Below are 17,556 nucleotides of genomic sequence, written 5' to 3'. Positions count from 1 at the left end.
GACCGCCCTGTCGTGGGCAGTCGTGTCGCAGTCTCGCAACGCTTATGTCCGTACTTGCCACACCTTCACCTAATATGAGTACGGGGAACACAGCGCGGCTGGCGCGCATCGGGACACGGGGACGTCATCTCATCGTCCCCATGGACCACGGCATCACACTGGGGGCCGTCAAAGGCCTCAAGGACATCGAATCGACCATCGACGCGATCACGCGGGGCGGGGCGGACGCGGTGCTCACCCAGAAAGGCGTCGCGGGGCGCGTCCACGAGAACAAGAACGGCGCGGGCTATATCTGTCATCTCAACGGTTCGACGGCCATCGGTCCGGACGAAAACGACAAGCGCACGACCGGGACCGTGGAGGACGCCATCCGGGCCGGGGCCGACGCCGTCTCCTTCCACATCAACGTCGGCTCGACCTACGAGCGCGAACAGATCGAGGAACTCGCGGCGGTCACGAGCGAGGCCGACCGCTACGGGATGCCGGTTCTCGCGATGACGTACGCGCGCGGCCCGGACATCGACTCCGACGCCGAGGACTACAACCAGGCCGTCGGTCACGCCGTCCGGCTGGGCGAGGAACTCGGCGCGGACGTGGTCAAGACCGGCTACACCGGCGACGCCGAGAGTTTCCAGCACGTCGTCGAGTCGACCAGCCTGCCCGTCGTCATCGCGGGCGGCGCGAAAGGCACGGACAAGGAGACCCTGCAGATGGTGCGGGGTGCGATGGACGCCGGCGCGGCCGGCGTTTCGATGGGCCGGTCCATCTTCCAGCACGACGACCCCGAAGCGATCACGCAGGGCGTGGCCAGCGTCGTTCACGACGACGAGACCGCCGAGGAGGCCGCCCGCGAGGCCGGCCTTGCAGTGGAAGCCTGAGCAGGTACCGTTGTACGGTGTCGACCAGCATCCGCGCGACCGAGCGGAGCGAAGTCGCGCCTTCTTCGCCCACGTCTTGCAAGGAGTGGTTCGCCTCCGGCGAACCCGACGCCGAAAAAGGTGGGTTCAGAAGAGAAACCGCTTGTCCGTCTGCGTGGCCACGTCGACCATCACCAGCTGGGCGTCCATGTACTGCAACGTGTTTTTCATGTCGGCGGTCACGTTCAGCGTCCCGCCCATCACGGCGTCGAGGAGGCCCAGTTCGCCCGACAGCAGGCGCTTCCAGTCCTCGTACTCGCCGGTGAGGCGGACGCGGTGGTCGCGTTCGTCCGCCGACTGCATCGTCGCCGTCTCCCGACAGTCGCCGTCGACCATGTTGAGCCAGGCGAAGACGTGGCCCTCGTCGGTGACGTGTTCGTCGAGCTCGTCGACGAGGTCGTCTAGCACCTCCGGCATGATGTTTCGGAGGCCGGGCCAGACTTTCTCGGGTGATTCGTCGATCGACGTTTCGAGCAGTTCCGCGGCCGCTCGCTCCTGGAGGGTGCCGGTGCGAGCTTCGATGTTGGCCTGAATCTCTTCGGGGGCGGTCTGCAGGACGGCTTCGAGCGTGCTGTCGGGCAGGGACCTGATGGCGTCGCCGAGGTTGCGCCAGAGTTCCTCGGGCAGGTCGTTGACGGCGTTCTCGAAGATTGGCAGGTTGCGGATCTCGAAGACGAAATCGCCGTTCCAGTCGGTGCCCCAGCCGTCCATCTCCCGGTCGAGGGCCTCGCTCTCGCAGAGGCGTTCGGCGTAGGTCTCCAGCCACGCCGTCGTCGGGAAGTACTCGTGTAGTTCGTAGTAGGTCAGTTCGTCCGCTGGCGTCCCCTCCTGTTGCGTACTCATGTGGTCTCACCCCGTGGTCGCCACGGACGGCACCCGTCCCGCTGGCGCGGTACCGTCCGGCGTCACACTACCTAACCCAACACGTCGCGCAATAAAATCTTGTCCGATTCCGTCAGCAGGGAACGACGTCGGCGAGCGCCGCGGCCGCTCGTTTCGCGTCCGTCGGTCGCAACCGACCGGTAGCTACCCAGCGAGGACGCTTATAGGCCTGTAACTGCCGGTTGGGACTATGGCTCCCGTACAGCAAGACGAGGAGGGCGGCGAGTCGGAGTCGGCCGTTCCGCGCCCGGCGACCTCGCGCATCGACGAACTGGCCTCTGTACTGGCCGACGCGGGATCGCTGGGCATCGTCTGTCACGACAACCCCGATCCCGACTCCATCGCGAGCGCGCTGGCGCTCGAACTGCTCGCCGACGCCTGGGGCGTCGCCGAGATCGAGATCGTCTACGGCGGGTCGATCACCCACCAGCAGAACCGTGCGTTCGTCAACCTGCTCGACCTCGATCTGTCCCGCCTCGACGAGGTGGACCTCGGCGGGTTCGACTGCATCGCCTTCGTCGATCACTCGATACCCGGCGTCAACAACAGCGTTCCCTCCGCCACCACCGTCGACGTGGTCATCGACCACCACGACTTCCCGGAGCCCCCCGAGGCCGAATACGTCGACGTGCGGGACCGCTGTGGCGCGACCGCGTCGATACTCGTGGGCTATCTCACCCAGAGCGACGTGCCCATCTCCGAACCGGTGGCGTCGGCGTTACTCTTCGCCCTCCACCGCGAGCGGCTGGATTACGTCCGGCACCCGACCGCCGAAGAGTACCAGGCCGCTCTCACCGTCTTCCGGCAGGCCGACGTGCCGCTGGTCGAGGAGATGTACGGGTCGGCCTTTACCCCCGCCATGCTCGATGCCATCGGCGAGGCGATCCGGAGTCGGACGGTCCGCGGATCGAGCCTCGTGGCGACCGTCGGTCGGACCAGCGAGAGCGGCGCGATCCCGCAGGCCGCCGACTACCTCCTGAATCTGGAGGGGATCACGACGGTCCTGGTGTTCGGGCTGGTCGACGAGACCGTCCGACTCAGCGCCCGGTCGATCGACCCCCGGGTCGACATCGCCGACGCGCTCCGCGCCTCCTTCGCCGACGTGGGCCAGGTCGGCGGCCACGGCGACATGGCCGGCGGGCAGATCCCGCTGGGCCTGTTCGCGGACCACGGTGACGACGACCCAGATCTCCTGTCGTTCGCCGACCGCCGGATCCGCCATCGCTTCTTCGACGCGATGCACCTGGAAGACGACGACGGCTGAGTGGGGTCGCTCGACTCGCCACGACCTGCGGGAACTGACACTGATTTAGGGCGGGACGCACTACTCGGGTACATGCTCAGAGACGAGTTCGAGGCAGTCGGGGACCGCGACCCCGAGGACCTGCTGGCCGCCTACGAGGCGGTTCTGACGGACGTGATCGAGCGCCAGGGCGTCGAGACCGTCGCCGCAGAGACCGAGGTCGACGAGGCGACGCTCTCGGCGCTCGTCGAGGGTGCGTCGCCCGACGTGACGCTGGAGGGGGCGGCGTCGATCCTCGCGACCGACCCGGACCGGCCCGACGCCGACTTCCTCGTGGCCGACGCCCGTGACGTCCTCCTGATGGGAATGAGCAGCGCCGTCCTCGACGTGGAGGCGATCCAGTCGGGGATCGACAGCCAACTCGAAGCCAAGGAGATCCAGCAGAAAGTCGAGGGGCGCTACCCGATGACCATCGCCGAGTACGCCCTGCTCCACACGTACATCGAGAGCAAGAAGTGACCATGCACGTCGTGATCCTGGGCTGTGGCTACGTCGGCCTGGAACTGGGACGGCAACTGTCGACCGATCACGAGGTCGTCGGCGTCCGCCGTTCGGAGGCGGGCGTGGATGCCATCGAGTCGGCTGGGTTCGAGGCCGTACAGGCGGACGTGACCGATCCCGCCGATCTGGAGCGGGTCCCCGACGCCGACGCGGTCGTGTTCGCCGCCAGTTCCGGCGGTCGCGGGGCCGAGGCCGCCCGCGAGATCTACGTCGACGGCCTCCGGACCGCCGTCGAGCACTTCGCCGCCCGCGAGGACCCGCCGGCACGCCTGATCTACACCTCCAGCACGGGCGTCTACGGCGACCACGACGGCGACTGGGTGGACGAGACGACGCCGCTGGACCCGACGACCGAGAAGACCGAGGTACTCGCGGAGGCCGAGCGGATCGCCACCGAGGTGGCCAAAGAGTACGGCATCGACGGCACCGTCACCCGCTTCGCCGGGCTGTACGGCCCGGACCGCTACCGGCTGGAGCGCTATCTCGAGGGACCGGTCACGGAGGGGTATCTGAACATGGTCCACCGCGACGACGCTGCGGGCGTCGTGCGCTACCTGCTGGAAACCGACCGCGGCCGTGACGACGTGGTGCTGGTCGTCGACGACGAACCGGCACCGAAGTGGGAGTTCGCGGACTGGTTGGCCGACGAATGTGGCGTGCCCGAGCCGCCAAAACGGACGAAAGCTGAGCGGTTGGCCGACGACTCGCTGTCGGCCGCGGCGCGCCGGCGGATCGAGACGAGCAAGCGGTGTTCGAACGACCGGCTCCGCGAGTGGGGGTACGACTTCTCGTTCCCGACCTACCGCGAGGGCTACCGGGCGGCCATCGCGGCCTATCGAAACGGCGAGTACCAGTAATACCGCCGTACAGCACCGGAACGTGCGCGTTGGTAGCGGCTTTCGAGTTTTGTGCCGATGGGGAACCTTCATGTTAGTCGGGCTTGACACAACGCGAGTATGCCACTTGCAGCCGCGGGTGGTGTCGGGCTCGGTGCAGCCGTCGATACCACCGCGGCGTTCGCCCTCGAAGGTCCATCGCTCGTGGCGGTGGCCGTCGCCGCGCTCGTCGCCCTCGGCGTCGTCGCCTGGCTCGTCGCCCGCCTCCGTCGCTCGAAGGGGGCGAAACTGGAGCGGCTCCTGGCCGCCCGCGACGAGGTGTCGGTGTTGCTGCACCCCAACCCCGACCCCGACGCCATGGCCAGCGCCATGGCGGTCCGGACGCTCGCCGAATCCGTCGACACCGACGCGACGATGCAGTACACCGGTCAGATCCGCCATCAGGAAAACCGCGCCTTCGAGACCGTCCTCGACCTGGACTTCGAGCGCGTCGAGGACGCCAGCGAACTCACGTCCAAGGAAGTCGTCCTCGTCGACCACAACACGCCGAGAGGCTTCTCCGGCGCTGACAGCGTCGACCCCTTCGCCGTCGTCGACCACCACCCCGGCGAGGGCACCGGCTCCGAGTTCACCGACGTTCGCACCGACAACGGTGCCTGTGCGACCATCTGTACGGAGTACTTCGAGAAACTCGGCTGGGAACCCATGGACCCCGACGACGAGGCCGGCACCGAACAGCTCCCGACGGCCCTCGCGACTGGCCTCATCTACGGGATCCAGTCCGACACCAAACACCTCACGAAAGGCTGTTCGGCCGCCGAGTTCGGGGCCGCCTCCTACCTCTACGAGGGTGTCGACGAGGACATGCTCGACCGCATCGCCAACCCCGAAGTCGACGCCGAAGTGCTGGAAGTGAAGGCCCGCGCCATTACCAACCGCGAGGTCCGCAACGCCTTCGCCTTCGCCAACGTCGGCGAGGTGAACAACGCGGACGCCATCCCGCAGGCCGCGGACGAACTCCTCCGGCTAGAGGGCGTCACGGCTGTCGTCGTCGCCGGCGAGAAGGAGGGCACCGTCCACCTCTCGGGCCGCTCGCGGGACGACCGCGTCCACATGGGCAAGACCCTCCGGGCGGCCGTCGACGACATCCCGATGGCCGAGGCGGGCGGCCACGCCCGCATGGGCGGCGGTCAGATCTCGCTGGATCACATGGAGGGACTGGGTCCCTCGAGGGGCATGACGATGCCCGAACTCACGGACCGGCTGTTCGACGCGATGAGCGGCGATATTTAAGCCACCCATTTTTTACAGACGGGGGTGCGCGCCGGGCACCCCCGTCTGCTCACGGGCGGCTTTGCCGCCCGTTCGCATGGTCTGAGGGAGCTTTGCTCCCTCACTATTTCCAAAAACTCGGGGAAAAACTGCCGGACGCGAGCCGCCGGCTCGCGTCCGGTACGACACGGAGTGGTGACCGCACCACCCGCGACCGCCTTCCCTTTACTCCCGGCCGCCCAACCCACGCCCATGGCTACCCGCGAGGCAACCTGGGACTATCGGGACCGCCACCACGAGCGGTTCGCCCGCACCTACTTCCGCTCGTTCGGGAACTGCGTCGTCTCCTCGGTCGGCGTCGGCACGTACCTCGGCGACCCGACCGACGAAGCCGACGAGGACTACCACGAGGCCGTCGTTGAGGCGCTGGAGTCGGGGATCAACGTCGTCGACACGGCGATCAACTACCGGTGTCAGCGATCCGAACGCGTCGTCGGCGCGGCCATCGAGGCCGCCGACGTGGACCGGGAGGCCGTCCTCGTCGCGACCAAGGGCGGGTTCGTCCCCTTCGACGGAGAGCGACCGGCCGACCCAGGACAGTTCGTCCGCGAGGAGTACCTCGACACGGGGCTGGTCGACCTGGACGACCTCGTCCGGGGTCAGCACTGCATCGCGCCCGAGTATATCGACGACCAGCTCGACCGGTCGCTGGAGAACCTGGGGCTCGACACGGTCGATCTCTACTACGTCCACAATCCGGAGACGCAACTGCAGGCGAAATCCCGGGACGCGGTCTACGATCAGTTAGAGGACACGTTCACCCGACTCGAAGAGCGGGCCGTCGACGGGGACCTGCGCCACTACGGCGTGGCCTCCTGGGAGTCGTTTCGGGTGGCGGCGGACGCGGACAGCTACCTCTCGCTTCCCGAGATCGTCTCGCGCGCCCGGACGGCCTCGGATCGGGCGGGGACGGAGGCCACCCACCTCCGGGCGGTCCAGTTGCCGTTCAACGTGTTCATGGCCGACGCGTTCACGGTCGAATCGCACGACGGTGCGGAGGGGCCACAGTCGGCGCTGTGGTTCGCGAACGACGCCGGGCTGGACGTGTTCACGAGCGCGTCGATCATGCAGGGCCGGCTGGCGACGGAGATGCCGGAGCAGGTCGAGGCGAGACTTGACGGGGAGACGCGGGCACAGCGGGCGATCAACTTCGCGCGGAGTGCCCCGGGCGTGACGAGTTCCCTGGTCGGGACGGGCTCGCCCACCCACGTCGCGGAGAACGTCGCGGCGGGGACGTTCGAACCGCTGGGGGCCTCGGCGTTCGATGCGGTCTTCGAGTGACTATCCCACTTTCTTCCACTCGCGGCCACACTCGGGGCAGAACCTGACGGTATTGAGTTCGTCGGGGTCGTTCCTGGTACCGAGTTGCTCCCCACACGCCGCACAGGTGAGTCGCTCGTAGGTGTCTTTCTCGATGTCGCCCGAGCGTAGCCCCTTGCGGACGGATTCCATAGCCGGCCATACTCGTGGGCTCATTAAAAAGCCCGCGCCGTCGCGTCAGACGCGCGTTCGACGGTCGGCTCCGTCCGGTCGCCAGGAGGCCCACACACGGCCGAGAACGGCGGGTTTTTTCGGGCCCAGTCCTTACGACGGGTCGATGGAATACGTCCAGGAGCGGGTGGCGACGCTTCACGCGTTCGCCGACCGCGTTCCGGAGGCCCCGACGGAGAGCGCGGCGGTCGTCGTTCCCCTCACCGAGCGGGAACACGCCAGCCTCGCCGCCGAGCGGGTGCTGACGACGCTGGATCGGGTCGACCCCGCCCGGGTGATCGTCGCGTTGCGGGCCAGCGAGGAGCGCGTCGACACCGTCGCCCGCTGGCTCGACTCCTTCGAACTCGGCCCCGAAGTCCTGTGGTGTAACGCCCCCGAGGTCCGGGACGCGCTCGGCGAACACGGGCTGAACGGTCCCGCCGGAAAGGGGCGGGACGTGTGGCTGGCGCTGGGACTCGCCGCACAGGAGGAGTACGTCGCGGTCCACGACGCCGACGCGACGACCTACTCGCGGGCCCACGTTCCGCGGCTGCTGTTCCCGCTCGCCCGTGGCTACGACTTCTCGAAGGGCTACTACGCCCGCGTCGAGAACGACCGGCTGTACGGCCGGCTGTTCCGGCTCTTCTACACGCCGCTGGTCCGGGCGCTCGACGCGGACGACGACGCCCCCATCGTCGACTACCTGGCGAGTTTCCGCTACGCGCTGTCCGGCGAGTTCGCGGCCACGAGTGACCTCGTCAGGCGACTGCGCGCACAGCGGGGCTGGGGACTGGAGGTCGGAACGCTCGGCGACGCCTTCGAGATCGCCGGCTTCTCCGACACCGCACAGGTCGACCTCGGGCAGCACGAACACGACCACCGCGCGGTCGGCGGGCCACAGGGACTGGGCGACATGTGTCGCGAGGTCGCCACTGCGCTGTTTCACGCCGTCGAGGGCGCCGGTCTGGACCTCGACTACGACCGACTCCGCGAGCGGTACCGGAGGATCGCGGACGACCTCGTCGAGCAGTACGGGGCCGACGCGGCGTTCAACGGGTTCGCGTTCGACGCCGCCGGCGAGCGAGAGCAGGTCGCGACGTACGCCGAGGCCATCGCTCCGCCGGACGAAGACACCAGGCTCCCCGCCTGGGCGGAGACGGACCTCGACCCCGAGACGGTCGAACGGGCCGCCCGACAGGGGCTGGACCGCGCGACCGACCGGTGACTGGTCTCACTTCTCGTCGTCCCGCCCGGACCGGTCCACCGCCACGCCCATGACGGCGGGCTGGCCCTCGTAGCTGATCCGGCCGCCGTGCATCTCGAGGTCGAGCGTGGAGCCGTCGCGGTGTTTGCCGGCGATGCGGTAGTGGATGTCGTCGCTCTCGCCCGCCAGCCGTCTCTCGAGGTTCCGCCGGACGCGGTCGCGGTCGGACTCGGCGACCAGGTCGAGCGGTGACATGCCGACGATCGTCTCCCGGTCGTAGCCGTGGATCGAGGCGAGTTTCTCGTTGACGAACCGGAACTCGCCGCCTTGGATGAGGTAGATGCCGACGAGATCCTGCTCGACGAGGCGCTGGTACTGTTCTCTGGTGGCCCGGAGCTCCCGCTCGGCCCGGTGGCGCGCGACGGCCGTCTCGATCTTGTTGGCCAGCACGTCGTAGTGGTCGATCCCCGACTGCTTCTGGAGGTAGTCGGTCACGCCCGCGGAGATGGCCTCGCTGGCGATCTCCTCGCTCCCCTTCCCCGTGTAGAGGATGAACGGAAGGTCGTCGTACTCCTCTCGGACGCGGTCGAGGAAGGCCAGCCCGTCCATCCCCGGCATGTCGTAGTCGCTGAGCACGCAGTCGACTGCCGACGCCGCGAGCCGCTCCAGCCCGGTCGCGGCCGTGGTCTCGTGGACCACTTCGAGCCGGTCGGACGACTGCTCCAGACAGTCCCGGGTCAGGTCGAGCAGGCCCGTCTCGTCGTCGACGTGGAGCACCCGGATCCGATCGTCGGTCGATGCGCGCACGGTTCCTTACATCTTGGGAATGACACACAATAAACGTGGGCCCTGGTACGAGGAGTCGTCGGTGGGCCCGTCAGAGTAAAGAAGGTGCCACCCGCCGGTCCGGGCATGGACGTGACGGGCGACGAGTTGGCGGGGGTCGTCGACCTGTTCGACGCGCTGACGGCCGCGGAACTCGGGCAGGCACTGGTCGAACTCGCCTACCGGCAGGGCGAGGACCTGGAGCCGGCGGCGTTCGACGGGGACATCGCCGCGGCCCTGGAGACGTACCATCTGGTCGCCTTCGAGCCGTCGGTGGCCGACGAGACGTGGCTGGTGCCCGGGCCGGTGGCGTTCCCGGAACTCCCCGAGGACGCGACGGACCTGCCCCACATCCTCGACGTGCCCGACCGGACGGTCGACCGCGAGCAGTTGGGGGCGGCCGCGGAGGAGCGCTTCCGTGCGGACACGGCACGGGCCGTCGCGGACGGCGACGACGAGCGGATGCGGGAACTACTCGACGTGAGCTACGAACTCGAAGTGTGGGGGCCGGTCGACCTCGCGGCGGCGCGAGAGCGGCTCGACGACGCGCTAGCATGACTCACGGACTCCGGTGTCCCCGGGCAAATTAAGAGCGCGGGGGCCCACATGCAGGGTATGGACCTGGAGCGGGTCGGGAATTTCCGGGCGACCGGAATCAACGACGAGGAGCGCGAGGCCGCCGTTCTCGCGCCGATCATCGCTCGTGACGGCGGTGAACACCTGTTGTTCACCAAGCGGGCGGACCACCTCGGGGAGCATCCGGGTCAGATGAGTTTCCCCGGCGGTGGTCGCGAACCCAGTGACACGGATCTGGAGGCGACCGCGCTCCGGGAGGCCAACGAGGAGATCGGGCTCGATCCCGCCCAGGCCGGCATCGTCGGCCGACTCGACGACATCAGCACCGTGACCCGGTACTCCGTCCGGCCGTTCGTCGCACGGATCCCAGACCAGGAGTACGTCCCAGACGAGCGCGAGGTCGCCGAAATCGCGGTGCTGGCGGTCGCGGATCTCACCGACCTGGAAAACTACGAGTCCGAGCGCCGCGACCATCCCCACTACGGCGACATCCGCCTGCACTTCTTCCACGTCGACGGCTACACCGTCTGGGGCGCGACCGCCCGCATCCTCGTGCAGTTGCTGGAACTCACGACCGACTGGGAGATGCCGGCGGAAGCGGATCGGGAGGTCGACCCGGACGCAGACCTCCCAATGTAGCGGCCGGTGGACGCGAATCGAGGGCTGCGTTCGGAGGATGCAGACCTCCCAATGTAGCGGCCGGTGGACGCGAATCGAGGGCTGCGTTCGGAGGATGCAGACCTCCCAATGTAGCGGCCGGTGGACGCGAATCGAGGACTGCGTTCGGCGAGGAAGCGACAGCGTTTTGCGGGCCACTCCCACACTGGCGCACAACGGGCCGCGGGAACGCGGCCGGTCGAGACCATGGTGACCGAAGGTGCGCTGGCCAGGACCGGCGTCGACGCGGTGGCGCGCAAACCCACGGAGGTCGACCTCCCGCGAGCGCCGCGGCTGTCGGTCGACGCGGTCGGGGCCTACACGGCGCGTCGCGGGCCGGTCCGGGCGGCCCTGCCCGACGGGGCCGCGACGGACGCGACGGCGACGGGGCGGGCCAGGGAAGTCCTCACGCAGGCCGTCCGGGACTACGCGCTGGTCGGCGACGGCGAGACGGTCGAGAACCGGGTGGAACGACTCCGCGACGCCGTGGCCGACACGGTGGTGGCCTACCCGGCCCGCGGTCTCGACGCGCTCCGACGATGAGCGTCGATCGGGCCCGCGTCGCCGGTGTCGTCGGTGTCGTCGGCCTCTTTTTGACCGTGCTGGCCGCGGTCCTCGAGACGTCGCCGGGGCTGGCCGCGACGCTCGCCTGGGCGGCCGAACTGTTCGTCTTCGTCTCCTTCCGGATCGCCGTCCTCGCCGTGTTCTGTCTGGGTTTTGTCGTCATCGTCTACTCGGCGTACCACCAGCGCCAGGGGAGCGTCGACGAGGCGGCCGCCCGCCGGATCGCCTTCGGCGTCGCGGGCGTCCTCGCGCTGTCGCTTTTCTTCCCCCTCGTCGTGCTGGACGACCTCGCCGTGCTGGCCGGTGGCGTCCTGCGGCGGGCCGGTGTCGACGTCGACGGCGTCCTCGCCTTCTACGCGAGCCTCGCCGTGTTCGGCAGCCTGACGCTGGTCGGGTTGGTCGACGCCGTCCGCCGACGCCGGGGCTAAGTACGGCCGCGCCCCACGTCCACCGATGACCGATTCGGTAGCCGTCGTCGGCGGTGGTGCGGTGGGCGTGACCGCGGCCCGCGCCCTCGCCGACCGCGGCGCTGACGTGACGCTGTTCGAGCGTGGAGCCATCGCGGCCGCGAGCACGGGCCGTGCGGCGGGCATCTGCTACGACGCCTTCGCGGGTCGGATCGACGCGGCGGTCGCGGCGCGGGCGATGGCCCACTTTCGCGACCTGGCGGCAGAGACACGGTTCTCGCTCGTCGAACGTCCCTACGTCTGGCTCGCTCGTGAGGGCGACGAGGCGCGGGCCGAGGCTATCCGGGAGCAGGTGCCCAGGATGCGCGAACGGGGCCGTGCCGTCGAACTGCTCGATCCGGTGGCGCTGGCCGCCGAGTTTCCCGCACTACGGACCGACGACGTGGCAGTCGCCGCCGTCGCGCGTGACGCCGGCTGTGCCGACCCGGCCGAATACGCCGCCGCGGTGGCCGAACGGGCCCGTGAGGCCGGCGCGACGATCCGGACCGAGACCGAGGTCGCTCTGACCGACGGTCCCGCGGTCGTGACGCCCGACGGCACCGTCGAGTTCGACGCGGTGCTGGTCGCGGCCGGGGCACACACGCGCCCGCTGCTGGCAGAGGCCGGCGTCGCGGTGCCGATCAAGGCCTACCGGGTGCAGGCGCTGGTCACCGAACCGATCCCGGCGAGCGAGCGCGTCCCGACGTTGTACGACGCGACCGAGCAGTTCTACTGGAGAGCGCGCGACGGCGGTCTGCTCGTCGGTGACGGCGTCGAAAAACGCGACTTCGACCCGGAGGACTGGGATCGGACGGCCGACGAGGCCTTCCTCGACAGCGCAGTCGAGCGTGCCGACGCGGCGCTGGCGACCGGGGAACCGCGACCGGCGGCGGTCGAGCGCTCCTGGGCCGGGCTCTGTACCGCCACGCCGGACCGGGATCCACTCCTCGGCGAGATCGAACCGGACCGCTTCGTCGCGGCGGGGTGGCACGGCCACGGCTTCATGCGTGCGCCGGCGCTGGGAAGAACGATCGCTGGGGAGATTCTGGGCGACGACGGCATCGAGGAGTTCGACCCGACGCGGTTCGACGGGGACGAACAGTTCCCGGTCGTCGAGGGGATGACCGTCGAGTAGCTAGGCGTCGTCCGCTTCGGGTGCGTCTCCGTCCTCGGCTTCGTCGTCGGTGGCCGATTCCTCGACGTCTTCGACGTCTGTCGATTCCTCCTGGACGTCCATCTCGCGGGCGTCCTCGTCCTTTGGAACCCGGACTTCGAGGGTCCCGTTGCGCCGGAGGGTGGCGTCGGCGCCGGTCGGATCGACGGCGGCGTCGGCGGGGAGGGTCACGCGGCCGTCGAGCGACAGGCCGCGACCGGGGACGAGCATCTCGAAACCCTCGTAGAAGTCCCGGAACCGGTCGATTCGGACCTCGACGGCGTTGTCGTCGAACCGGACCTGGACGTCGCTGCTGGTCGCGCCGGGCGCGTCGAACACCGCCAGGAAAGCCTCCTCGGATTCGAGCAGGTCCACCGGGATCGGGCGCCGTTCCTGAACGCGACTGGCGGCCCGGCCGACGGTCTCCATGACCGTGTTGCCGATCGAGCGGCCCAGTTCCCGGATCATAGTTCGATCTCCTCGAGGCCGTCTGTTTCACCGCAGTACGGGCACGTGAAGTCCGTGACCCCGACGTCGTCGGGCATGTCGTAGGTGTAGTGAAGCTCGAACATGTCGAGTTCACAGTCCCCGCTCGTGCACCTGACTTCGAGCGTTTTGGGCATACCCATCGGTAGGGCGGCCTCGCCTATCAATGCCCCGGCTTTTTGCCCTCGTCGCACCCATCTCGAGGCATGCTCCACGGCGTCGACTTCAGCGGTGCGGCCCAGGCCGGCCACAACATCTGGATCGCCGAGGCCACGGTGGACGGGGACGAACTCCGGATCGAGTCCTGTGATTCGGCCGCCGACCGCTTCGGCGTCGCCGAGCGCGCCCCCTGTCTCGGCCAGTTGAGCGCCTTCCTCCGGGACGCAGACACCGTCGGACTGGACTTCCCCTTCGGCGTGCCCGCCGCCGTCCACCAGCGCGATACCTGGGAAGGGAGTCTGGAGTGGGTCGCCACCGCCGCGACCGACGCCGACGAGTTTCAGGAAATCTGTCGTCCCCGGGCGCGCGAGGCGACCGACGGTGAGCGGGCGGACATCCGCCGGGAGACCGACGGGCCCGTCGGTGCGCTCTCGCCCTACGGGAGTCACGTCTGGAAGCAGACCTTCTTCGGCATCCGGGACGTGCTCGCGCCGCTGGCCCGCACGGACGATGTGGCCATCCGCCCGATGCAAGACGACGGCGAGACGGCCCTCTGTGAGGTGTACCCAGCTGCGACGCTCGCCAGCTGTGACCTCCCCGCGGCCGAGTACAAAGACGGCGGCGAGCCCGCGAGGGAGCGCCGTCGGACCATCGTGGAGGGACTGGAAGCCGAGACGCCCCTCGCGTTCTCACAGGGTGTCCGCGCCGAGTTGATCGACGACGCTGGCGGGGACGCGCTGGACGCGGCCGTCGCCGCGCTCGGAACGTATCGCGCACGGGAGGCGAATTTCGAGCCCGATCGCCCGTGGGACTCGACGGAGGGTCACATCTACGTCTGATCGGGCCCGGGCATCTCGTCGACGAGGATGGTCGCGGTCCCCTGGATGACGATGTCGCCGTCGCCGTTCTCGACGCGGGTCGAGACCCGGTAGCGCTCCCGCGCGAGTTCGTCGACGATCGTACACCGGGCGGTGTAGGTGTCACCGACCGCGGCAGGGGCGACGAACTCCAAGTGCTGGTCGAGATAGACCGTCATCCCCGGGAGCGCGGCCAGGGCGGCGCTGATGAGGCCCGCGACGAGCGTCCCGTGGAGGATGCGCTCGCCGAACCGCGTCTCGGCCGCGAACGCGTCGTTGAGGTGGAGCGCGTTGGTGTCGCTCGTCACCTTCGCGAACTGTTCGGCTTCCTCGTCGCCCAGTCGCCGGGTCAGTGTCACCTCGTCGCCCACGTCGAGGTCGTGTTCGTCGGTTACCGAGAGGTGGAACTCGCCAGGTGTCCCGCCGTAGGGCATCCGGGTGGTCTGTATCCCCTCGATCTCCTGGAGGTAGGGAAAGTCGGCCTCGACGTACCGCTCGGGATCGGCCTCGAAGTGTTCCTTGCATCCCTCCGAACAGAAGTGGTACGTCCGTCCTCGATACTCGACGGTCGCGCCGGGATCGTCCGGATCGACTTCCATGCCGCAGGCGATGTCGACGACCATGACTCCGTAGACGGGAACTGCGCCCGTAGTGGTGTGTGCCAGTCGCTCACGGGGTTGTTGCCGTCGGCTGCAGGCTGACTTCGCGCCGCCTGCCTCACCCCTCGCGGGCGACGGCGAGAAACACCAACGCGAACAGTCCCGTGACCGCCGCGGCCCACCAGCCGACCGGACTCCCCAACCGAGTCAGCGCAACCGCGCCGACCACGAGCAGGACAGCGAACGCACCGGCGACCGCCCGAACGGCGGGGTTGGGGTCCCGTTCTGACTCGTCCCCGCTCGTCTCGACGATGGCGTCGAGCGCAGCCGTCGCGTCGTCGGCGACGGCAGCGGGCACGAGGAGCCACGACGGGACCGCCCCGAAGCTCCCCGGCCCCGACGCCGAGAGCCGGACGATCACGAGCGGGCCGATCCGGCGGGTGCTGTAGCCGGTGACCCGCGAGAGGTCCCACTCGCGGTAGTCGTTGCTCGCCGTCCCCGAGTCGGGGTCGATCTCGCCGTGGGTCGAACAGGCGACGCCGACCGCACCGGCGAGGAAGCCGGCGACGAACAGCCCGCCCGCGAGTCGTCGGTCGATCACCAGCGCAGTCGCGAGCGTCGGGCCGCCCGCGATCCCGGCCGCGACCCGCTCTCTACCGGGGATCGTCGGCTCGCGACCGCTGAACGGAAGCTTCCGCTGGGACTCGTCGGTGAGCATCGGCAGGAGGTACAACAGCGAGAACGGGCCGCCGACGAGCGCGAGGACGACGACGAGCAGACGGAGTTCGGTACTGCCGACGACGAACACGAGGACCAGACCGAGCGCGCCGAGTGCGACGATCCCCGCGTAGACGCCGAAGACGGCCGCCATCCCGGCCCGGACGAGCCAGCGGAGCCACGGCTCGGTACCGTAGTCGTACCGCCACGAGACCGCGGAGGACATGAGCGGCGATACGCGGGGCGGTCCCAAGAACGTGGGGGAGGGCGGCCGCGGAGGTCGCGAGCGGGGATCGTGCGAGTCAGTCATCGTTATACGCGTCGGCGGGCAAGGACCGCGCATGACCGACCCGGCCGAGATCGACGTGACCATCGTCGACGGCTACGTCGACGAGCCGGCGCACTTCGGCGTCCCCCCATACATCTCGACGTATCCCCGCTACACCGCCGGGGCGCTGGTCGACGCCGGCGTCCCCCGCGAGCGCATCACCTACCATACCATCGACGCGCTCCGGGAGGAACAAACGCGGTGGCGCGACGTGGAGGACGCGGATCTGCTGATCTACGTCGGCGGGATGACCGTCCCCGGGAAGTACGTCGGGGGGACGCCCGCCGAACCCGACGAGGTGCGGCGCATCGCCTGGACCGCGGAGGGCGTCTCGATGATCGGCGGGCCCGTCCGCTTCGGCGTCGGCGAGGCCAACGAAGGGGCTTCCGAGACCGCCCGGGACGACCTGGACTTCGACTTCCTCGCGATGGCCGACGTGGAAGCGGCGGCCTACGATCTGGTCCACGACGGGCTGGAGGGGTTCGAGGATCGCTACCGTGGCGTGCCCGAGGAGACCCGCTGGGCGAAACAGGGCGCGTTCGTCGTCGAGCAACACCCCAACCACCCCGAGTACATCCTCGCGGAACTGGAGACCTCGCGGGGCTGTCCCTATCGGTGCTCGTTCTGCACGGAACCGATGTACGGCGACCCGGACTTCCGCCCTCCGGAAAGCGTCGTCGACGAGGTGGCCGCGCTGGCAGACCACGGCGTGTCCGACTTCCGCCTGGGCCGACAGGCCGACATCCTCGCCTACGGCGGCGACGGCGAAGCACCCAACCCCGACGCCCTCCGGGAGCTGTACAGCGGCATCCGCGAGGTCGCGCCCGATCTGGACACGCTCCACCTGGACAACATGAACCCGATCACGGTCGTGAAGTGGCCCGAGAAGTCCAGGGAAGGCATCCGGACTATCGCCGAACACAACACGCCCGGTGACACGGCCGCGTTCGGTCTGGAGTCGGCCGATCCGCTCGTGCAGGACGAGAACAACCTCAACGTCTCCGCCGAGGAGTGTTTCCGGGCGGTGAAGATCGTCAACGAGGAGGCCGGCTGGCGGCCGGGCGGCGATCCCGAGACCGCACCCAACTTCGGGAGCGATGCCAGCCCGCGGCTCCCGAAACTCCTCCCGGGGATCAACCTCGTCCACGGGCTGAAAGGCGAGCGGGCAGAGACCTTCGAGCACAACAAGGCGTTCCTCCAGCGGGTGTACGACGAGGGACTGCTGCTCCGCCGGGTGAACATCCGGCAGGTGATGGCCTTCGAGGGGACCGACATGGCCGACACGGGGGCGGAGATCGCCCACGACCACAAACAGCAGTTCAAACAGTACAAAAGCGAGGTCCGGGAGACCATCGACAACCCGATGCTCGAGCGGGTCGCCCCACCGGGGACGGTCCTGCCCGATGTCCACCTGGAGTACCACGAGGACGGCTACACGTTCGGCCGGCAACTGGGGACCTACCCCCTGCTCGTCGGGATCCCGGGCGAGCGCGACCTCGGGCGGACCATCGACGTGGCGGTCACCGACCACGGTTATCGCTCGGTCTCGGGGGTGCCCTACCCGCTCGATCTCAACGCCGCGTCGATGGACGAGTTGACCGAGATTCCAGGGATCGGCAAACAGACCGCCGGGAACATCCTCGTGGACCGGCCCCACGAGTCGGTCGGTGAGGTCGCACCGGACGCGGAGCTGGACCGGTTCGTGACGGTCGAAAACAAACCGAGCGCCGACTGACCGCGACCG

General features: G+C 68.9%; 20 protein-coding genes and 1 pseudogene. 14 read left to right on the top strand and 7 right to left on the bottom strand.

All coding sequences use genetic code 11. From position 1 onward, the window contains the following. Positions 1-74: 74 nt before the first annotated feature. Positions 75-878 (top strand): 2-amino-3,7-dideoxy-D-threo-hept-6-ulosonate synthase, encoded by an 804-nt coding sequence (locus EAF64_RS12605; protein WP_129069354.1) that lies wholly within the window; start codon positions 75-77, stop codon positions 876-878. Between the two features lie 126 nt (positions 879-1,004). Here EAF64_RS12605 and EAF64_RS12600 read toward each other — a convergent pair whose 3' ends face one another. Next, positions 1,005-1,760, bottom strand: a complete 756-nt coding sequence (locus EAF64_RS12600; RefSeq protein WP_129069353.1) for an SCP2 sterol-binding domain-containing protein — start codon at positions 1,758-1,760, stop codon at positions 1,005-1,007. A gap of 229 nt (positions 1,761-1,989) precedes the next feature. Between EAF64_RS12600 and EAF64_RS12595 the strand changes: the two genes are divergently transcribed. From EAF64_RS12595 to EAF64_RS12575, 5 genes are all read left to right on the top strand, one after another. Continuing rightward, positions 1,990-3,063 carry a DHH family phosphoesterase gene (locus EAF64_RS12595; protein ID WP_129069352.1) on the top strand — a complete coding sequence of 358 codons (1,074 nt, stop codon included), beginning with the start codon at positions 1,990-1,992 and terminating at the stop codon, positions 3,061-3,063. 72 nt (positions 3,064-3,135) lie between these two features. Next, positions 3,136-3,561 carry a DUF5791 family protein gene (locus EAF64_RS12590; protein WP_129069351.1) on the top strand — a complete coding sequence of 142 codons (426 nt, stop codon included), beginning with the start codon at positions 3,136-3,138 and terminating at the stop codon, positions 3,559-3,561. A 2-nt stretch (positions 3,562-3,563) separates the two neighbouring features. Beyond that, positions 3,564-4,460 carry an SDR family oxidoreductase gene (locus EAF64_RS12585; protein ID WP_129069350.1) on the top strand — a complete coding sequence of 299 codons (897 nt, stop codon included), beginning with the start codon at positions 3,564-3,566 and terminating at the stop codon, positions 4,458-4,460. Between the two features lie 99 nt (positions 4,461-4,559). Then, positions 4,560-5,732, top strand: a complete 1,173-nt coding sequence (locus tag EAF64_RS12580; RefSeq protein ID WP_129069349.1) for a DHH family phosphoesterase — start codon at positions 4,560-4,562, stop codon at positions 5,730-5,732. Positions 5,733-5,963: 231 nt separating this feature from the next. After that, entirely contained in the window at positions 5,964-7,052 is a 1,089-nt protein-coding gene (locus tag EAF64_RS12575) for an aldo/keto reductase (RefSeq protein WP_129069348.1), read from the top strand. On the opposite strand, the gene EAF64_RS21025 is transcribed toward EAF64_RS12575, so the two are convergent. Then, positions 7,053-7,223 carry an HVO_0758 family zinc finger protein gene (locus EAF64_RS21025; RefSeq protein ID WP_193767669.1) on the bottom strand — a complete coding sequence of 57 codons (171 nt, stop codon included), beginning with the start codon at positions 7,221-7,223 and terminating at the stop codon, positions 7,053-7,055. A 145-nt stretch (positions 7,224-7,368) separates the two neighbouring features. Here EAF64_RS21025 and EAF64_RS12570 point away from each other — a divergent pair, with 145 nt between their 5' ends. Then, the gene (locus EAF64_RS12570) at positions 7,369-8,466 is read left to right on the top strand and encodes a glycosyl transferase family 2 (protein ID WP_129069347.1); all 1,098 of its coding nucleotides are present in this window, start codon (positions 7,369-7,371) and stop codon (positions 8,464-8,466) included. Positions 8,467-8,472: 6 nt separating this feature from the next. On the opposite strand, the gene EAF64_RS12565 is transcribed toward EAF64_RS12570, so the two are convergent. Continuing rightward, positions 8,473-9,252 carry a response regulator gene (locus tag EAF64_RS12565; protein ID WP_129069346.1) on the bottom strand — a complete coding sequence of 260 codons (780 nt, stop codon included), beginning with the start codon at positions 9,250-9,252 and terminating at the stop codon, positions 8,473-8,475. Between the two features lie 105 nt (positions 9,253-9,357). Here EAF64_RS12565 and EAF64_RS12560 point away from each other — a divergent pair, with 105 nt between their 5' ends. From EAF64_RS12560 to EAF64_RS12540, 5 genes and pseudogenes are all read left to right on the top strand, one after another. Next, complete coding sequence (locus EAF64_RS12560; RefSeq protein WP_129069345.1) at positions 9,358-9,828, top strand: DUF7109 family protein; 471 nt, start codon at positions 9,358-9,360, stop codon at positions 9,826-9,828. Positions 9,829-9,885: 57 nt separating this feature from the next. Continuing rightward, positions 9,886-10,485, top strand: a complete 600-nt coding sequence (locus EAF64_RS12555; RefSeq protein WP_129069344.1) for an NUDIX hydrolase — start codon at positions 9,886-9,888, stop codon at positions 10,483-10,485. 318 nt (positions 10,486-10,803) lie between these two features. Further along, positions 10,804-11,046: pseudogene (locus EAF64_RS12550) on the top strand (DUF7388 family protein); the annotation flags it as partial. Beyond that, positions 11,043-11,495, top strand: coding sequence for a hypothetical protein (locus EAF64_RS12545; protein WP_129069343.1), 453 nt, complete (start codon positions 11,043-11,045; stop codon positions 11,493-11,495). The pseudogene EAF64_RS12550 and the gene EAF64_RS12545, both read left to right, overlap by 4 nt. A 25-nt stretch (positions 11,496-11,520) precedes the next feature. Beyond that, positions 11,521-12,648: an NAD(P)/FAD-dependent oxidoreductase gene (locus EAF64_RS12540; protein ID WP_129069342.1), complete on the top strand. Its 1,128-nt coding sequence runs from the start codon at positions 11,521-11,523 to the stop codon at positions 12,646-12,648. Here EAF64_RS12540 and EAF64_RS12535 read toward each other — a convergent pair whose 3' ends face one another. Then, positions 12,649-13,134, bottom strand: a complete 486-nt coding sequence (locus EAF64_RS12535; RefSeq protein ID WP_129069341.1) for an Hsp20/alpha crystallin family protein — start codon at positions 13,132-13,134, stop codon at positions 12,649-12,651. Next, positions 13,131-13,289 (bottom strand): DUF7559 family protein, encoded by a 159-nt coding sequence (locus EAF64_RS21020; RefSeq protein WP_193767668.1) that lies wholly within the window; start codon positions 13,287-13,289, stop codon positions 13,131-13,133. The genes EAF64_RS12535 and EAF64_RS21020 overlap by 4 nt, the downstream gene beginning before the upstream one ends. 69 nt (positions 13,290-13,358) lie before the next feature. Between EAF64_RS21020 and EAF64_RS12530 the strand changes: the two genes are divergently transcribed. Further along, complete coding sequence (locus tag EAF64_RS12530) at positions 13,359-14,150, top strand: DUF429 domain-containing protein (RefSeq protein WP_129069340.1); 792 nt, start codon at positions 13,359-13,361, stop codon at positions 14,148-14,150. Here the strand turns inward: EAF64_RS12530 and EAF64_RS12525 are convergent. After that, complete coding sequence (locus EAF64_RS12525; protein ID WP_129069339.1) at positions 14,141-14,791, bottom strand: MaoC/PaaZ C-terminal domain-containing protein; 651 nt, start codon at positions 14,789-14,791, stop codon at positions 14,141-14,143. The genes EAF64_RS12530 and EAF64_RS12525 overlap by 10 nt on opposite strands. Before the next feature lie 94 nt (positions 14,792-14,885). Further along, positions 14,886-15,710 carry a hypothetical protein gene (locus EAF64_RS12520; protein ID WP_129069338.1) on the bottom strand — a complete coding sequence of 275 codons (825 nt, stop codon included), beginning with the start codon at positions 15,708-15,710 and terminating at the stop codon, positions 14,886-14,888. Positions 15,711-15,825: 115 nt separating this feature from the next. Between EAF64_RS12520 and EAF64_RS12515 the strand changes: the two genes are divergently transcribed. Then, positions 15,826-17,547 carry a radical SAM protein gene (locus EAF64_RS12515; protein ID WP_129069337.1) on the top strand — a complete coding sequence of 574 codons (1,722 nt, stop codon included), beginning with the start codon at positions 15,826-15,828 and terminating at the stop codon, positions 17,545-17,547. The last annotated feature ends 9 nt before the right edge of the window (positions 17,548-17,556 follow it).

It is taken from the genome of Halorientalis pallida (assembly GCF_004118325.1).
Lineage (GTDB): Archaea > Halobacteriota > Halobacteria > Halobacteriales > Haloarculaceae > Halorientalis > Halorientalis pallida.
Note: the sequence above shows the minus strand (reverse complement) of the source record. Positions and strands in the feature narration are given on the sequence as shown.